Consider the following 17423-nt stretch of genomic DNA (forward strand, 5'->3'; position numbering starts at 1 on the left):
CTTCGTCACGCTAACACCGGCCGCGAATATTTCAACGGGAGATCAATATGTCTATTACAAAAATAATCGGGCAAAGCATCGTGGCTTTGACGATCGCCGTCGCCCCCGTGGCAAGCGGCACGGTTGGCATCACCGACGCGGCCTATGCGAAGGACGGGAATGGTAACTCCGGAGGTGGAGGTGGCAACGGTAATGGCGGAGGTCGCGGCGGCAGCGAAAACCATGGAAAGTCTGGTGAAGCGCGCTCAGGCAAGACCGGAAAGGGTAGCAGCGCAGACGACACTCCGACGCTGAAGTCGCTTTTTACGTTCGGGAAGAAATCCGATAAGGCAGTCAAGGCGGCAAAGACGCCGAAAGCGGAGAAGACGGTCACGGCGAAAGTGAACGCAGACAAGGCCAATACTGCCGGGTTAAGCTCGCTCAATCGCAATTATCACGCATATCTGAATTCAAGCGATCCGCGCATGGCGGCGATTTCGGCCTATGCGCTAGCCTATGCTCAGTTCGAAGCCGAGAGCGGCCCTGACGTCGTTCCGACCGATCCGGCGCTCAGCGATGATGCACTGCGTGATGCACTTGCCAGCTTCACCAAGGACGGCGTTGTGACCGATGACACTTTGGAGGAGGCCAAGGACATCCTTGGTGTCGGACCGGCGGTCGGGAAGATCGATCAAATTCGTGACACGCTTCCGGAAACGACGTCAGAGACAACCACGACGACGACAACAACGACGATTGAAGACGAAACCGCAAACTAAGCCGTCATGTGGCCGGCACGGATCTGACCTGCCGGCCACGCATTCCCAGGTTGATCACTTGGCGAGTTTACATCCGGCCAGCGATCAACGAAGATATGCGGTGCGGCGCAGGTTATCGAGGATGATCTCGCCCTTGTCCGTCCTCAGCACCAATACGACGTGACCTTCGCCGGAGCGGCGACTGACGACGACGCGCATCGCTGTCGCAGGAACACCAGCCTGAATGAGCCTGCGGCGCTTTGTCATGACATAGTCGTCGCAGTCTCCGCTGGAGACATCGGCCGACCACACATCGACGGTTTCCCGCCTCGGGATTATTGCGCCATTGACCTGGGTTTGGACCTTGCTCACGAGTTGCATCAGCGGAGCCGAATAGCGGACGAACCGGGGGCCCTTCGTCGGGCACTCATCGAGGTGATCCATGCAATAGATGCTGAATGCGATCGGTTCGGCTGCGCTTACCAACGAGAAGGCAGCAGACGCCAGCCAGAAGAGAACGGCCACAACGGCAAGCGTCAACGAACCGAAGATCAACAGCAAAGACCAGTTGCGGCCCTCGTGCCGCTCGCAGGTCATCAGGTCGTCGTCGATGGAGTGACAAGTGGTATCCGACTGCATGCGAGATGTGGCTGGGTCGAGCGTCCTCATCGTCAAAATCCCTTGCTCGCCGCGCGCGACAAAGTGCGCTGCGTTCAGCAGAAAAATCAGTTAAGTTATTGATAATATGTGATATCGGCAACAACCAGTTTCTGGGTGTGCTCACGCTAGGTCGAATAAAAAAGCATTCTGACTCCCCATGCGATGGGTACAGTTTGGTGTTTTCAGCAACCTGCAATCCCTGGGGCGTGGGATTGGGCGGTAGACGCCAGCCGCGCCTCTGGCACTGAACTGACAAATCTTTTTTACCATTTCCCGGTTGCGGTAGGCAGAATGATACAAGCGGTAGAGGCGCAGGCTTTCGGCTGACAGATGACGGCCGCAAGAGGTATGGCGGCATGCGAACGGGGGCGCCAAACGCCGGAAGGGCAGTGGCCAAATAGGCGCCGCTACTTTCACGGGCAATGGCGGCGAGCATGGGTGGTAAAACAGGGGGCAGCCCCTCATCTACCGCAACGCGAGTGGCGACCGGATGTTGAATTCGCCATCCATTTTGATGACGCAGTCGCGGCGAGGGCCGGCAATTCCGTACGCCACAGCAGTAGTGATGACGATGAATTCCTCGTTATAATTGGGCACTTAGAATTGCCATCACAGGCGGTCTTCACTACACTGCTGAGTCGTGTACAACGGGAATGCTGACTTGTCTTATCCCGGCATTGATCACCGGCGCGGATGCGCAACATGTCGCCCCCGTCCGCCAATCTATTAATTCATTGCTGATGCCGGTTATGTGAAGGAACTTACTGCAAGGGAAACCGTTGATCTCATGAAGCGAGCCGACAAGCCAGCGATCCCATGGCAGCCAACCGGCCGCGGGAGAGCATGATGCAAAAGGGTGAAACCGACGTCTTCGACCTCTTTTCGGAGATTTACACCAGTGCAGCGCAAGAGGAGATCAGTCTCCAGGAATATCTCCTCGCATGCCGTGATGATAAAAACATGTACGCCACCGCGCAGGAGCGGATGGTAGCAGCCATCGGAGACCCGACCTTCGTCGAAACAAGTTCAGACGAGCGTCTTGGCAGAATCTTCGCCAACCGAACAATCAAAGTCTATCCGGCATTCTCCGACTTCTATGGCATGGAAGATACGATAGAGCGCATCGTCGGTTATTTCCGCTATGCGGCTCAGGGCCTCGAAGAACGCAAGCAGATTCTTTATCTGCTAGGCCCGGTCGGTGGAGGCAAGTCGTCGCTGGCCGAGCGGCTGAAGAAGCTGATGGAGCAGCGGCCGATCTATACACTGATGGTCGGTGGCAAGATCAGCCCTGTGTTCGAGTCCCCACTTGGCCTGTTCGATCCCGAACGCATGGCTGATCTTCTGGAAGACAAGTATGGCATAGCCAGGCGGCGCCTCACGGGCATGATTTCGCCCTGGGCCACCAAGCGGCTCGACGAGGTGGGCGGCGACATCTCGAAATTCAGCGTCGTCAGGCTGATGCCGTCCCGTCTGCGCCAGATAGGCATCGCCAAGACCGAGCCGGGCGACGAAAACAACCAGGACGTCTCGTCGCTGGTGGGCAAGGTCGATATCCGCCAGCTCGAAAACTTCAGCCAGGCCGATCCTGACGCCTATTCTTACAGCGGCGGGCTGAACCGCACGACGCAGGGCCTGCTCGAATTCGTTGAAATGTTCAAGGCGCCGATCAAGGTCCTGCATCCGCTTCTGACCGCGACCCAGGAGGGCAACTACAACGGCACGGAGAATTTCGGCGCGTTTCCGTATCAGGGCATCGTCGTCGCCCATTCGAACGAATCCGAATGGCTGCAGTTCAAGAACAACAAGAACAACGAGGCATTCCTCGACCGCATTCTGGTGGTCAAGGTGCCCTATTGCCTGCGCGTCACCGAAGAGCGGCAGATCTACGAAAAGCTTCTTCGCGAAAGCGAACTGGCCAATAATCCGTGCGCGCCGGAGGTGTTGGAGAACCTTAGCCGCTTCACCGTTTCCACACGACTCGCAGAGCATGAGAACTCGCCTCTCTACACAAAGATGCGGGTTTATGACGGCGAGAACCTGAAGGACGTCGATCCGAAGGCGAAATCGGTGCAGGAATATCGTGATGCTGCCGGCGTCGATGAGGGCATGACGGGCGTCAGCACCCGTTTCGCTTTCAAGGTGCTGTCGGAGACTTTCAACTACGACACCAAGGAAATCGCCGCCGATCCGGTGCATCTCATGTACATCATGGAGCAGGCAATCCGGCGCGAGCAGTTTCCCAAGGAGACGGAGGCAGCCTATCTCGACTTCATCAAGTCGGAGCTGGCGACCCGTTATGCCGAATTCATCGGTCATGAAATCCAGAAAGCCTATCTGGAATCCTACAGCGAATACGGTCAAAACCTGTTCGACCGCTATATCGCCTATGCCGACGCATGGCTTGAGGATCAGGACTTCAAGGATCCTGACACCGGGCAGATCCTCAACCGGACCGTCCTCGACAATGAGCTGTCGCAGATCGAGAAACCGGCCGGCATCGCCAATCCGAAGGACTTCCGTAACGAGGTCGTCAAGTTCACGCTTCGCGCCCGTGCCAAGAACCACGGCCGAAATCCGTCCTGGATGAGCTATGAAAAGCTGCGCGAAGTGATCGAAAAGCGTATGTTCGGCCAGGTGGAAGATCTGCTGCCGGTGATCAGTTTCGGTTCGAAGAAGGACAGTGCCACCGAAAAGCAGCATGCGGAGTTCGTCCAGCGCATGATCGAGCGCGGTTATACCGAACGGCAGGTTCGACGGCTCGTCGAGTGGTACATGCGCGTCAACAAGGCGGGGTGAGCGTACGGATGTCCAGAGCCGGATGATTTCAGGTCGAATCCACCTGAAATCTGAATCCGCCTCTCAATGATAGCGTTGGAGCATGATGTTGCCCGAAAGCCTCTTCACCGTTTTCGGCATCATGTTCTAGGGGTAGTCAATGCCGAATTTCATCGACCGTCGCCTCAACCCGAAAGACAAGAGCCTCGGCAACCGGCGGCGTTTCTTGAAGCGGGCACGCGAGGAGCTGAAGCGGACCATCAAGGAACATATCAAGACGGACCGGATCGCCGACGTCGACGCCAGGCACAAAGTCCCCATGCCCGCAGGCGGCGCCAGCGAGCCGACTTTCCGGCCTTCACGCGACAGCGGCGATCGGCAATACGTCCTGCCCGGCAACAGGGAATACACGCCGGGAGATCGCATCGAGAAACAGGGACGCGGCGCTGGCGGGGCAGGTTCGGGCGCCGGCACCGGCAGCGACGAGGACGACTTCCAGTTCCTGCTGTCACGTGAGGAAGTGCTCGACCTTTTCTTCGAGGATCTTGAACTTCCTGACATGGTCAAACTCAGCCTGAAGGAGGCCGTCGCCTTCAAGCCGCGGCGGGCAGGCTTCGCCACCAGCGGCTCTCCGACGAACATCAATGTGGGCCGCACCATGCGCAACAGCTATGGGCGGCGCATCGCGCTGCACCGGCCGGGGCGAAAGGCGCTGGAGGCAATCGCCGAGGAGATCGCCGGGCTGGAAACGGAAAAGAGCCCAGACGCCACGAAACGCCAGCGCTTGCAAGCATTGCGTGAGGAACTGGACAGGCTGGAGCGCCGGCGCCGGCGCATTCCTTATGTCGATCCGGTCGACATCCGCTTCAACCGTTTCGAGCGCCAGCCGCTGCCAAATGCCAATGCGGTGATGTTCTGCCTCATGGACGTTTCGAGTTCCATGGGCGAGCGGGAGAAGGATCTCGCCAAGCGCTTTTTCGTCCTGCTGCACCTTTTCCTTAAACGGCGCTACGACCGGATCGATATCGTCTTTATCCGTCACACCGATGAGGCCGGCGAAGTCGACGAAGACACGTTCTTCTACAGCACGCAAAGTGGCGGCACGGTGGTATCCACCGCGCTTGAGGAGATGCTCGCTATCATCCGGGAGCGTTATCCGGCAAAGGAATGGAACATCTATGCCGCCCAGGCCTCGGATGGCGACAATATCCCCCGCGATTCAGAGCGCTGCGCCTCTATTCTCAACGTCGCGCTGATGCGCCTGTGCCAGTACTACGCCTATGTCGAAATCATCGATGAACGTGAGACCGAAATTTTCGGGTCGACTGACAACGGAACCTCGCTCTGGCGCGCTTATCGTACCGTCGATGACAAATGGCCGAATTTCCAGATGACGCGGATCGCAAGACCCTCCGACATCTACCCTGTCTTTCGAAAGCTCTTCGCCAGGCAGCCGACCATGCAGTTTCGCAGTTGAACGGAGCCGGCAATGGGAAAGAGCACCGCCTCACAGCTGTTGTTTCACAGCTCCGACTGGAATTTCAAGACGCTGTCGCGCGCCTATGACGCCATCGAGGCGATCGCGCTCGATGATCTCGGTCTCGACGTCTATCCCAACCAGCTCGAAATCATCTCCGCTGAGCAGATGCTCGATGCCTATTCCTCCGTCGGCATGCCGCTGATGTACCAGCACTGGTCCTTCGGCAAGCGGTTCGTTTTCGAGGAGCATCACTACCGCAAGGGCCATCACGGCCTTGCCTACGAACTGGTGATCAACTCCAACCCCTGCATCACCTACCTGATGGAGGGGAACACGATGGCGATGCAGACCCTGGTGACCGCCCACGCCGCCTTCGGCCACAACCACTTTTTTAAAAACAACTACCTGTTCCGGCAGTGGACCGACGCCAACGCTATCCTGAGCTATATGGAGTTTGCCAAGAAATACATTGCGAAATGCGAGGAGCGGCACGGAACATCCGCCGTGGAGGCCATTCTCGATTCCGCCCACGCACTTATGGATCAAGGTGTCTTCCGTTCCCGCCGCCCACCCCGCCTCTCCTCGAAAAAAGAGCAGGAGCGGGTCCGCGAAAGGCTGGAATATGAGGAACAGACCTATAGCGATCTGTGGAGAACGCTGCCCCGCTCCGCCGAGCGTCCCAACCCGGAAGAGGCCGAACGCGAAGCCTCGGAGCGAAAGAAGGTGCTTAATCTGCCGGAAGAGAATCTGCTCTACTTCCTCGAGAAGAACAGCTTGATCCTCGAGCCGTGGCAGCGGGAACTCCTGCGGATCGTTCGCGTCATCGCCCAGTATTTCTATCCGCAGCGGCAAACGAAGGTGATGAACGAGGGTTGCGCCACCTTCGTGCACTACACCATTATCAACCGGTTGTTCGATCAGGACAAAATCAGCGAAGGCGCCATCCTGGAAATGCTCCACAGCCACTCCAGCGTGGTCTTTCAGCCGTCTTTCGATGATCCGCGCTACTCGGGCATGAACCCCTATGCGCTGGGATTTGCCATGATGCAGGATATCGAGCGCATTTGTAACCACCCGACACAGGAGGATCGAGACTGGTTTCCGCAGATCGCCGGAAGCGGCCAATGGCGCGAAACCCTTCGCGATGCCTGGGCAAATCATCGGGACGAATCTTTCATCCTGCAATATCTGAGCCCAGCGCTAATCCGTAAATTCAGGCTGTTCCTGCTGACGGATCAGCGGAATGCGAAATACTGCGAGGTCGCTGCAATCCATAACGAGCGGGGTTACAGGGCCGTCCGCGCGGCACTCGCCAAGAGTTACGATGTCGGCGCTAACCAGCCGGACATCCAGGTCGTGGATGTCGACCTGCTGGGCGACCGCCAACTCCGCCTGCGGCACAACATAAAAAACGGCATCCTTTTGGAAGAAAAAGAACGTGACGCCACCCTGCGGCACGTTCGCCATCTGTGGGGCTATGACGTAAGCCTGGCGGGCGTCGACGCGGAAACGGGTAAAGTTCGCTACGAATGCTCGACGGCGTAGCGCGCGACCGAATCACGGCGCCCTGCATCCTCAGTTGATCGCATTGTTTGGAACGGGCGGTGAAGGCGCCATCAATACCGAAACTTCGGCTTCTTGGGCGGTGCGTTGACTTCGAGTTCGTGCCGGCTAGCGAAACGACCCAACATTTGAACGATCTTGCGTGCTTCAGATTTATCGATTCCGTTTCTCTTGCAGTGATTGGCAACCTCATAGGTCGGCTTTGTGTTCCTTTGGGTTTGTCGGTTATCGATGTGATGGGTCATGGTTTTCCTCCCGTTTTTCGCAAAACGTCGGAGGGGAACCGATGTTCCCGGCGATAAGGAAAAAAAAGCCGCACGGAAACGGCAGGCATCTACCTCCATCGAGGTATGCAGCGGCTTGCGACGTTGCTCAGCCGGCCGAAAATGCAGCAGCATTGCGGTCCTGTACCGTAATCGTTCATCGACCGTTCATACATATTTTAGTTAAGACTTATGAATAGGCTGCCGCGGGGAAATCCTGCCCACTCGGGTGGCGTTGAGATTTTCCCAATATCGTGCGGGGCCGGCATGGCCTTCTTCGCAGCTGCCGTTCTCTCCATCTCAAACAGCGTGACAAGCCCGAAATGAGGGAAGATTGCGCTGCGGATACGAAGCGTTAACCATATGCTTTGTAAACAAGAATGGCGAACATGGAGAACCGCCGGATGAGTGCTGCGTTGATGGATGTGCGTTTTTCGGATTCGAAAGAACGGGTCGTGCCGTTTCCCCCTGCAGGACAGGTAAGCCTGGTCCGGCGCTGTGCGTCGGAGCTCGAAAACATCCATGGCGAGGCCGCCCTTCAATACTGGAAAACGGAGTGCCGTGCCCTGGCGGCAAGGCTGAAGACACTTGGCTGCGGGGATGACGCGATCTCCCGGCAGGTCATGGCGTTCCAGACAGAAGTCCAGGTGGAAATGATGCGGCGCTATTCGGATCGCCTCGCTGCCGAAGCGCAGGACGGTTACCGCCTCAATCCGTGAGGTGACATCATCGCCGGCGGTCTCCGGGCGACATCACGGCCTGGCCATCGGAGCGAGGCAATCCGTCCGAAACGCGACGCTGGCCAACTGCGAGGCTATTTGGCTTTGCATCAGCCTGTTGCGGCAAGGTCGGATACCGTGTCATGAGTGTAGGGTAAGCCGCGTATAGGCTTGAGATTGAAGGGCAGGGCGCGGGGAGTTTTTGCATGACCAAGACGGATATCGCCCGCCGCGTCTACGACAATGCCTGGAAGCTCGATCCGGTGGTGCGCAGCCTGCTCGACACGGACTTTTACAAGCTCCTAATGCTGCAGATGATCTGGCGGCTCTATCCCGATGTCGATGCCACCTTCTCGGTCATCAACCGCACCAAGACGGTGCTTCTGACCGACGAGATCGACGAGCAGGAATTGCGCGAGCAGCTGGATTACGTGCGTAATCTCCGTTTCACCAAGAAGGAAATGATCTGGCTCGCTGGCAACACCTTCTATGGTCGCAAGCAGATCTTCGCCCCCGATTTCCTCGCTTGGCTGGCCGATTTTCAGTTGCCGGATTACGAGCTGTCGCGTCGTCACGGCCAATACGAGCTGACTTTCCCCGGCAAATGGACGCACACGACCATGTGGGAAATCCCCGCGCTGGCGATTATCAACGAATTGCGTTCGCGCACGGCCATGAAGGATATGGGGCCTTTTGCGCTCGACGTACTCTATGCCCGCGCCAAGGCCAAGATGTGGTCGAAGGTCGAGCAGCTCAGGGCCTATCCCGACTTGCGTATCTCCGATTTCGGTACCCGCCGCCGCCACAGCTTTCTCTGGCAGCGCTGGTGCGTCGAGGCGCTGAAGGAAGGCATCGGCAAGTCCTTTTCCGGCACCAGCAACGTGCTGCTTGCCATGGATACCGATCTCGAAGCGCTCGGCACCAATGCGCACGAGTTGCCGATGGTCGCAGCCGCCTTGGCCCGCAACGATCAGGAACTCGGCGAAGCGCCCTACAAGGTACTGCAGGACTGGAACCTGCTTTATGGCGGCAATCTCTTGATCGTGCTGCCGGATTCCTTTGGCACGGCCGCCTTCCTGCGCAATGCGCCTGACTGGGTGGCGGATTGGACGGGTTTCCGCCCCGACAGCGCACCGCCGATCGAAGGCGGCGAGAAGATCATCGCCTGGTGGCAGAAGATGGGCCGCGATCCGAAGGAAAAGCTGCTGATCTTCTCGGATGGTCTCGATGTGGAGGCAATTCTCCAGACCTACCGGCATTTCCGCGGCAGGGTGCGGATGAGCTTCGGCTGGGGCACCAACCTCACCAACGATTTCGCCGGTTGTGCGCCGATGGAAATCAGCGGGCTCAATCCGATTTCCATTGTCTGCAAGGTCAGCGACGCCAATGGCCGTCCCGCCGTCAAGCTCTCCGACAATCCACGCAAGGCGACCGGCGAGCCATCGGAAGTCGAGCGCTACCTGAAATTCTTCGGGACGGAGGATTTTACCGAGCAGGTGGTAAAGGTCTGACTGCTTGGCGGATGACGTTTCCGGTACAATTGTTGTTCCTGCGAACTGCCTGTGCTAATTTGAGCGCCTTCTAACGAAGCCGAAGATGGGATCGGAGGCTCGGCGATGAATTGTCTTTACACTTCTGCCCTTGGAGCGATGGTATGGGCCGCCGCCGCGGTAGCCGGTCCCCTTCACGACGCATCCAGGAATGGCGATGTTGAAGGCGCCAAACGCTTGTTGGAGCAAGGTCTTGACGTTACCGAACCCGACAGTGCCGGTGAGCCGCCCCTGCTTCTTGCCTCGCTTGCGGGACACACCGGCGTCGTGGCGGTCTTGCTGGAGCGCGGCGTCGATATCGAAATTCGCAACAAGGGTGGGCTGACCGCCTTGCATGCGGCGGCCTATGGCGGAAATCTCGATGTCGTTAAGCTGCTTGTCGTCAAGGGGGCGGCAGTGAACGACAGCAAGAATTTCTACAGGATGACACCGCTCCATGCGGCAGCGGAAGAGGGCCACGCGGATGTGGTCGCCTTTCTGCTGGCCAACAAGGCGGACGTCGAAGCAAAGGAAAGAAACGGTTACACGCCTTTGACCCAGGCGGGGTGGCGCGAACACTGGGATGCGGCGGACCTATTGTTGAAGGCAGGCGCCGTCTGTCAGGACGCAGCACTCGTCGGCCCATGGCTCTATACCGAATGCACGAAACGAAAATAACATCTCGTCGCAGCACCGAGCCGCGCCCGTAAAAAACGGAGTGTGTTATGTCTGATCACAAACGAAACCGCTGGAACAGCATCACCGGTGCTCTCGGGACCGCGATCCTTTTCCTGTTTGCTCAGCCTTCAGTGGCTGGAGATTTTGTCAATACCGGTTACTTTGGCGACGTCGCGATCAAGGGTTACGACCCGGTGGCCTATTTCACCCAGAACGAGGCCGTGGAGGGCTCCGCTAAATATAGCCATCGCTGGCTGGGTGCCACATGGCATTTTGCGAGCGCCGAAAATCGTGACCTTTTCATAAAGGAACCGGCCAAGTACGCGCCGCAGTACGGCGGCTATTGCGCTGACGGGGTGTCGCTGGGAACCGTGACGACCAACATCGATCCAAAAGCGTGGCGGATCATAGAAGGCAAGCTCTACATCAATTACGATCCGGGCGCCGCCGACGGCTTTGCAAAGAATCCGACCAAGGTCGTCAGTTCACAGAAGCATTGGGCCGATGTTCAGCACACGCTTGTTTCTGAAAAACTGCAGGCGGATTGGCAGCAGAATACAACCAAGTGATCCGGCATTATGCAGGCGCAAGCGAAAAGAACTTCAGGGCTTGTGGCGTGACGTGAATGTATCGGGCCGCAGGGTTCTGCCTGGACTTGTTGCGGTAAACATATCCGCAGACCATGCGATCGAGGAACGAGCCGCCGAACGTTTCGCAGAGACGGCCATCCTTTATTTCCACGATCCCGGTAATGCTCGTATTGGTGCTGCGATAGGCGGTGTTTCCGGTCCTGTCGAAGTGCTGGATGAAATCGGTGCCGTTTCTGTGCTTGCCAACCCATGTTTTATCATTGACGAGGTTGCGCAACTCGACACCTGCAACCCGATCGGCCTCTTTTCCCTCAAAGCCGAACGGCCATTCGGGAATGCCGGCTGCCCGCAGGCTGATCAGATGATACTGGAGGTCATCCGCGCGCCAGTAGTCATAGAGATAGCTGTAATAGGTAAGATTGGTATCCGGAAACAATTCCAGGAGCTTTGCGGCCTCCTCAGCACCGCGCGCCCGATCGCCCCGGACCGTATAGGCCGCAGCCAGATATTCGTGCACCGGTTCGGCGTTCGGCAAGGCGGCCTTGGCGGCTTCCATTAGCGGAATGCCCCTCTCATTTGCGCGCGCCGTATAAAAAACGATGCCGGCCAGCAACTGAAAGCTCGGCGGGGGTGAGGGATCAAGTCGCAAGGCTTTCTCCATCTCTGTAATCGCTTGCTCATGGTCGCCTGTATGCGCCAGGATGAGCGCCAGGTTCCCAAAGGCTTCCGCATCGTTTGGTTGGGCCGTAACCGCCCTGTTGGCCGAATCCATTGCCTCCGCGTCGCGCCCGTCAACCAACTGCAACAGGGCCAGGACGGTGTGTGCCCGTGCGTTATTGGGATCGAGCTTCAGGGCTTGCCCCGCTGCGTCATAGGCTATCTTGCGGGCCACCGCCGCCGACCAGAGAAAGGTGTAGTCGTTGCGCCAGACATCGACTGCCACGCGCGCGATCCCGGCATGCGCATTGGCAAAAGCGGGATCAAGATCGATTGCCTTCTGGTAGAAGGACAACGTCCGGCGATAGGTTTCGACATCGCTGTAGGTGACACCCTCCTGTTCTGCTCTCAGATAGTAGTCATAGGCCTCCAGATTATTGGTGGGGATCCGCGCCAGCCGGTCCCGTTCGCCTTCGCTTAGCTTGATGGCCAAAGCCGAGATGATCTTGGATATCACGTCGTCCTGCACCGCGAAGAGGTCGGCATATTGCCGGTCATAGCGCTCAGCCCAAAGGGAAAGGCCGGTCACCGCGTCAATCAGCTTGACGTTGATCCTCAGTCTTGGCCCTGCTCGTTGCAAGCTGCCTTCCAGAACATAGTGCACGCCGAGTTCCGCTGCGACGTCTTGAACTTTGGCGGGCGTATCCGCGATCGCGAAAACCGAATGGCGTGCGATCACGAACAGCCCGGAAACCTTCGACAATTCGGTGATGAGATCGTCTGTCAAACCTTCGGCCAGATGGTCGTGTTCCTTGTCGCCGCTGACATTGATGAAGGGCAGCACCGCAACCGACGGCTTGTCTGGCAGCGGATAGGCGAAGCGATTGATAGGCGCCTGCGGCAGGATCAGCGCCCATGGCTGCCACCACAAGGCTGCACCCATCAACAGGAAGGCGATGAACGCCACGGTCGCGGCCGGAATGCGCCAGCCGCGAAGGTTTCTCCGCGCGCCAATCGTCTTGCCAACCGCCGCTGCGTCAAGTACGACATGGTATGCGCGAACCGGTTCGCCGATACTTTTGACCTTCTGTTCGCCGAGCGAGACATAGCCAACGGAAAGCTTCGATTTCACCTGATCATAGGCCGGCCCGGAAATGGCGATGCCGCCAGGCCTGGCAAGCGTCTGTATCCGCTCTGCGATGTTGACGCTGTCGCCGTGGATGTCGTCGCCTTCGACAATGATGTCACCGAGATTGACGCCGATACGGAATTCAAGCCGCTCACGGGGGGGCAGCGCAGCGTTTTGCTTCGCCTTCTGTTGCTGTATGTCCACCGCACAGCGCAAGGCATCGACCACGCTGTGGAACTCGACCAGCAGGCCGTCGCCCATGGTCTTGACCAGACGGCCGCTGTGCGCCGCGATCTGCGGCTCGAAGATATCCTTCATGTCGCGTTGGAAACGGAAGCGCGTCCCTTCTTCGTCGATCTCGCTCAAGTGGCTATAACCAACGGCATCGGCGATCAGGATTGCGGCGAGATGGCGCTCCATGTCCGGACTTTCTCGGAATGCGGCAGTTTTACTCTACAGCAGGTCTGACACCGACGCCATTGCGCCTGTTCGCAGGTAATCCGATGGAACACTCCGATGTTCCACAGGGTGGGCGATAGCCCGATCCCGATAGCGCCAGCTTACGACGGCCGGCACAGATTGGGCGGACGGAACCGGGGCCTTGAAAACAAAAACCCAGCCGGCGGAGGCGTCCGGCTGGGTCTAGTTGCGCATTCTCTTTGAAGGATGCGCCGGGAGGATAGGGTCTCGCTAAGCGCTCATGCGCAGCAAGTCGGAGCGCGAGGCAAGCGGGTGCACCATGGACAGCAGCCGGCGCTTCGGCGCGGCAAGAAGATTGGCCGTATGATTCCTGGCACTCACTGAGCCCGGCTGCGTCTGGCGAAGGGCGCTGGCCGCGGAATAGAGGAGCGTTTTCATCTCGTTTGTGGTGACGCCATCCGCACGCATGACGGCGCGGATCATCGGGTCGGTCAAAACCTCCGTGATGGTCAGATCGCTGTTGGCCTGGTGCATCGGGGTATTCCTTCGGGTTCATCGTCTTTTCCGGCGGGGGATCCCGGCCGGGGTCTCAAACTTGACAGCATACTAATGTGGTGTTACCAGTAAGTAACATCTGTATAGTTACCGACCGGTCACACCTATGTCAAGAAGCCTCGACAGTAAAAATTCGAAATCCGTATCGAGCCCGAAACCGGCGGATGTAAGGCCGGAAAAAAACGAGTGTATGCAGGTCCGGGTGGCACCACGAGATCGTATCGTTTCAACGGCTTGCGAGCTTTTTCGGCAGCACGGCATCCGCGGCATCGGCGTTGATGCCATCGCCGAAGCCGCTGAGACCAACAAGATGACGCTCTACCGTCATTTCGGCTCCAAGGACGACCTGATTTGCGAAACGCTCAGGTTCAAGTCCGAACAGGCCTCCGCCTTGTGGGAAGAACTCGAAGCACAGCACCCGAACGACCCGATGGCGCGTCTGCATGGCTGGGTCAAAGCCAGAGCCCAGTGCCTTGCGGATAATCAGTATGGCTGCGATCTCGCCAATGCCGCGGTAGAGCTCAAGGAACAGGGCCATCCGGCCCATGCGGTGATCGAAAACTTCAAACTTGCCCAGCGCCGCCGGCTGGAAGCTCTCTGTCAAGAGGCGGGTGTCAGCGAACCCGAACTGTTGTCAGACACACTTTCCATGCTGATGGAGGGCGCACAGGTGAGCAAACTCGCCACCGGCAGCGAAGGCCCATCAATGCGCTTCATGCGGGCCTGCGAGGCGGCGATCGCCTCGTTCTGCCAACGGGCTACGATGCTCTGAAAGCTCCCGTGTCATAGCCAGGGCTGGCATTCCCTGTAGCGTCCTGCGCACACAGGCGGGCCAGCGCGAAGCGTTCGATGGAACAAAACATACCTCCCCTTCATTTACTCGTTGATTGAAAAAGAGACGCGAGGCGATGTCTTCTCGCCGCTTCAGTCAATGAGAAGGACGGTATGCCCTCTTTCCAGGATATCATCGCAGATCCAGATCCGCTGGACTGGTGGTCGGCGCATCGCGGCGCATCGCCGGTCGTCGGCACGGCCATTCACAACGGACATCATCTGCGCAGCGATCTCGAAGACCTGATAGCGCTCGACAGCGACGAGCGGCTGCGCGAAGAGGACCCGTTCACGGAATTCTTCATCCGCGACCTGCCCAACCGCATCATTTTCCACCGCTCCCGATTCGAGGTCGACATCAACCGCGACCGTAACGGCGCGATCTATTTCAAGCCTGAGCAGGCCTGGGGACTGACGGTCTGGAAGGAGCGGCTGCCCGACGAGGCGATCGCCTCTGCGTTGCGCGTGCATGAGGCCTATTACGACATGCTTGAAACCCACCTGCGCGGCCTCGAACGGCAATATGGCGCTTTCGTCCTCCTCGACGTGCACAGCTACAACCACCGCCGCGACGGCGCCAACGCCCCGGAGATGGCGATTGAGGTGGCACCGCAGATCAATCTGGGCACGTCCTCGATGGATCGGCGGCGCTGGGCGCCGGTGGTCGAAGCCTTCACGGAGCAATTGCGCGCCTTCCAGTTTCGCGGGCTTCACATGGATGTGCGCGAGAACATCGCCTTCCATGGCAGGGGCGAGCAGACACGGTTCGTTCATGAGCGCTTCCCGCGGTCCGGCTGTGCCATCGCGGTCGAGTTCAAGAAGGTCTTCATGGACGAATGGACCGGCGAGCCGGACATCGAAGCGCTGGAAGCGATGCGCAAGATGGTTCGGCTGTCGCTGCCTGTCCTCGAAGAAACCCTGCGAGCGCTGCCATGACGAACACGCGCCGCAAAGATCGCGATAGACCCGCCGTCTATCCTCGATGGCTGGAGGAAATCCTCGACTGTATCCGCGCCGAAAAGGCGGTGCGCAAGGAGTTCGGTCACGGCGGCCGCTTGCATATCGACCGGCCGCTGCCATTCCTGTCGATTTTCCTGACCAGGGGACGGGGAGACCTCGCTGCCCGCGATGTCGCCGCTGCCAATGCCTCCTATCTGATTGCCGATAATCTTGATGAGGCTGTACCGATCGTCACGGCGGTCGGCGGCGTTCTCAGGGAGCGGTTCGGCGCCTTCATGCTGCTGGATGTCGATGAACTGGAGCATGACACCTTCCTGACCGACGATGCACCCTATCTGCCGCCGTTCGAGATCAGGATTGCCGCGACCGGCGAGCCTGCCGCCGGGGAGGCCGAGACGGCATTGGCAGAGGGGGCCGATATAAGGCAGGTCAAGTTCCGCACGCCCCGTGTCGAGCGGTTCGCGCTCGAGACCGATTTCCAGGCGGCGACGCTGGCTCGGGAAACGGGATTTTCGTTGGTGGCGGTGCGGTTTGCGCCGATCTATCGGCAGCCGGAATCGGGCAAGATCTATCCCGATTTGCGCGAGCGCCTGATCGCCAATATTTTCGATGCCGGCCTGAAGGCCTTCGCCGCCTTTGTCGCCGCAACGCAGTGTTTGAAGGTTACCACCCACCGCGCGCTTGGCCGCAAAGCCTTCGTCGATGCGGTGAGCCGGGCCGACCGCAGCATCGACGATGTCGCCGCGAGCTTCGACTTCCTTCTGGCCGTCACGCCGATCAATGCCGATGCCGCCTGGCAGGAGTTCAAGGCAAACAACTTCAAGCGCGCGCCGCGCTTTCTATACCGGCCGCTGTCCGTGCAGGTCGAGGCGGAAAAGCGGAAGCTCTTCTCGGTCGCCTTCGACCGCTTCGAAGATCCGGTTCTCTACCATCTCTATCGCGAAAAGCAGCAGGAACTTGATCTGCAGTTGTCGTTGATCTCGGCGCGCGAGACCAGCCGCTTCATCGAATACAGCCGCGCGCTCTATGGCCCCGTCGAGACCTCGTTGTACCGCAACGCGGTGGAAATCCTGGGGCAAACGGCGAAAGCTGCCCATGATGGCGACGACGGCGAGACCGATACCGAGATCGCTGGCTGTTACGATGTCGAGATTGCCGCCCGTGCGATGATCGCCAACTATCAGCGGCAATATGAAGGGTTCGCGGCCGAGATCGAATTGCGCGACGACTTGCCGCCCGGTCTCTTGGTGTCCGACGGTCGCCTGCTCATTTCCCGCGCCACTCGCGTCGCGAGAGGCCGCGTGCATGCACTGCTCAGTCACGAAATCGGTGTACACCTGCTCACCTATTTCAACGGCTCGGCGCAGGGCCTGCGGCTTTTCCGCTCGGGTCTTGCTGGCTATGAGGGCATGCAGGAGGGCCTGGCCGTCTTTTCCGAATACATGGCCGGTGGCATGACGGTCGCGCGGCTGCGCCTCGTCGCTGCCCGCGTCGTCGCCTGCTCGGCGATGCTTGAAGGGCGGCCGTTTGCCGAGACCTACAACATGCTCGTCGGCGAACACGGGTTCGGCCCGGCCACCGCCTTCAATCTGACGCTGCGGCTATACCGCGGTGGCGGGCTCGCCAAGGACGCCATCTATCTGCGAGGCCTCTTGGAACTGCTCGACCACCTGAAAGCCGGCGGCGCGCTCGATCCGTTCTGGATGGGCAAGATTTCCGCTTCGCATTTCCGGGTGATGCAGGAACTCAGCCTGCGCGGCCTGCTCAAGGCGCCGGTCACGCGCCCCGCCTTCCTCCTTCATCCACAGGCTCAGGCGCGCCTCGACAAGGCGCGGGAGGGACTGACCCCTTTGGGCATGCTCACAAGCTAGGAGCCG

The 17423-nt window shown here is 58.9% G+C and carries 15 protein-coding genes; 11 read left to right on the forward strand and 4 right to left on the reverse strand.

Going from position 1 to position 17423, the window contains the following annotated elements; genetic code table 11:
• Positions 1–47: 47 nt before the first annotated feature.
• Complete coding sequence (locus tag ACSQ2W_RS24775; protein ID WP_436088763.1) at positions 48–758, forward strand: hypothetical protein; 711 nt, start codon at positions 48–50, stop codon at positions 756–758.
• 84 nt (positions 759–842) lie between these two features.
• Here the strand turns inward: ACSQ2W_RS24775 and ACSQ2W_RS24780 are convergent, their stop codons facing one another.
• Positions 843–1406, reverse strand: coding sequence for a transglutaminase-like cysteine peptidase (locus ACSQ2W_RS24780; protein ID WP_436088764.1), 564 nt, complete (start codon positions 1404–1406; stop codon positions 843–845).
• An 837-nt stretch (positions 1407–2243) separates the two neighbouring features.
• Here ACSQ2W_RS24780 and ACSQ2W_RS24785 point away from each other — a divergent pair.
• The 3 genes from ACSQ2W_RS24785 to ACSQ2W_RS24795 all read left to right on the forward strand — a co-directional run bounded on the left by ACSQ2W_RS24785 (position 2244) and on the right by ACSQ2W_RS24795 (position 7197).
• Positions 2244–4193, forward strand: a complete 1950-nt coding sequence (locus ACSQ2W_RS24785) for a PrkA family serine protein kinase (RefSeq protein ID WP_436088765.1) — start codon at positions 2244–2246, stop codon at positions 4191–4193.
• 139 nt (positions 4194–4332) lie between these two features.
• Positions 4333–5649 carry a YeaH/YhbH family protein gene (locus ACSQ2W_RS24790; protein ID WP_436088766.1) on the forward strand — a complete coding sequence of 439 codons (1317 nt, stop codon included), beginning with the start codon at positions 4333–4335 and terminating at the stop codon, positions 5647–5649.
• A 12-nt stretch (positions 5650–5661) separates the two neighbouring features.
• On the forward strand, positions 5662–7197 hold the full coding sequence (locus ACSQ2W_RS24795) for a SpoVR family protein (RefSeq protein WP_436088767.1): 1536 nt from the start codon (positions 5662–5664) through the stop codon (positions 7195–7197).
• 71 nt (positions 7198–7268) lie between these two features.
• On the opposite strand, the gene ACSQ2W_RS24800 is transcribed toward ACSQ2W_RS24795, so the two are convergent.
• Positions 7269–7613, reverse strand: a complete 345-nt coding sequence (locus ACSQ2W_RS24800) for a hypothetical protein (RefSeq protein WP_436088768.1) — start codon at positions 7611–7613, stop codon at positions 7269–7271.
• Between the two features lie 269 nt (positions 7614–7882).
• On the opposite strand from ACSQ2W_RS24800, the gene ACSQ2W_RS24805 reads away from it, so the two are divergent.
• From ACSQ2W_RS24805 to ACSQ2W_RS24820, 4 genes are all read left to right on the forward strand, one after another.
• The gene (locus tag ACSQ2W_RS24805; protein ID WP_436088769.1) at positions 7883–8197 is read left to right on the forward strand and encodes a DUF6074 family protein; all 315 of its coding nucleotides are present in this window, start codon (positions 7883–7885) and stop codon (positions 8195–8197) included.
• A gap of 206 nt (positions 8198–8403) precedes the next feature.
• Positions 8404–9708, forward strand: coding sequence for a nicotinate phosphoribosyltransferase (gene pncB / locus ACSQ2W_RS24810; RefSeq protein ID WP_436088770.1), 1305 nt, complete (start codon positions 8404–8406; stop codon positions 9706–9708).
• Positions 9709–9813: 105 nt separating this feature from the next.
• Entirely contained in the window at positions 9814–10404 is a 591-nt protein-coding gene (locus tag ACSQ2W_RS24815) for an ankyrin repeat domain-containing protein (RefSeq protein ID WP_436088771.1), read from the forward strand.
• 47 nt (positions 10405–10451) lie between these two features.
• Positions 10452–10973, forward strand: a complete 522-nt coding sequence (locus tag ACSQ2W_RS24820) for a YHS domain-containing (seleno)protein (protein ID WP_436088772.1) — start codon at positions 10452–10454, stop codon at positions 10971–10973.
• Positions 10974–10980: 7 nt separating this feature from the next.
• On the opposite strand, the gene ACSQ2W_RS24825 is transcribed toward ACSQ2W_RS24820, so the two are convergent.
• Positions 10981–13200 (reverse strand): tetratricopeptide repeat protein, encoded by a 2220-nt coding sequence (locus ACSQ2W_RS24825; protein WP_436088773.1) that lies wholly within the window; start codon positions 13198–13200, stop codon positions 10981–10983.
• Between the two features lie 270 nt (positions 13201–13470).
• Positions 13471–13734, reverse strand: coding sequence for a hypothetical protein (locus tag ACSQ2W_RS24830; RefSeq protein WP_436083726.1), 264 nt, complete (start codon positions 13732–13734; stop codon positions 13471–13473).
• 127 nt (positions 13735–13861) lie between these two features.
• Here ACSQ2W_RS24830 and ACSQ2W_RS24835 point away from each other — a divergent pair, with 127 nt between their 5' ends.
• The 3 genes from ACSQ2W_RS24835 to ACSQ2W_RS24845 all read left to right on the forward strand — a co-directional run bounded on the left by ACSQ2W_RS24835 (position 13862) and on the right by ACSQ2W_RS24845 (position 17417).
• Positions 13862–14527: a TetR/AcrR family transcriptional regulator gene (locus tag ACSQ2W_RS24835; protein WP_436088774.1), complete on the forward strand. Its 666-nt coding sequence runs from the start codon at positions 13862–13864 to the stop codon at positions 14525–14527.
• A 173-nt stretch (positions 14528–14700) separates the two neighbouring features.
• On the forward strand, positions 14701–15522 hold the full coding sequence (locus ACSQ2W_RS24840) for an N-formylglutamate amidohydrolase (protein WP_436088775.1): 822 nt from the start codon (positions 14701–14703) through the stop codon (positions 15520–15522).
• Positions 15519–17417 (forward strand): flavohemoglobin expression-modulating QEGLA motif protein, encoded by a 1899-nt coding sequence (locus ACSQ2W_RS24845; RefSeq protein ID WP_436088776.1) that lies wholly within the window; start codon positions 15519–15521, stop codon positions 17415–17417. The genes ACSQ2W_RS24840 and ACSQ2W_RS24845 overlap by 4 nt, the downstream gene beginning before the upstream one ends.
• The last annotated feature ends 6 nt before the right edge of the window (positions 17418–17423 follow it).

The organism is Pararhizobium sp. LjRoot255, assembly GCF_964252905.1.
In the GTDB taxonomy this organism is placed as follows: domain Bacteria; phylum Pseudomonadota; class Alphaproteobacteria; order Rhizobiales; family Rhizobiaceae; genus Pararhizobium.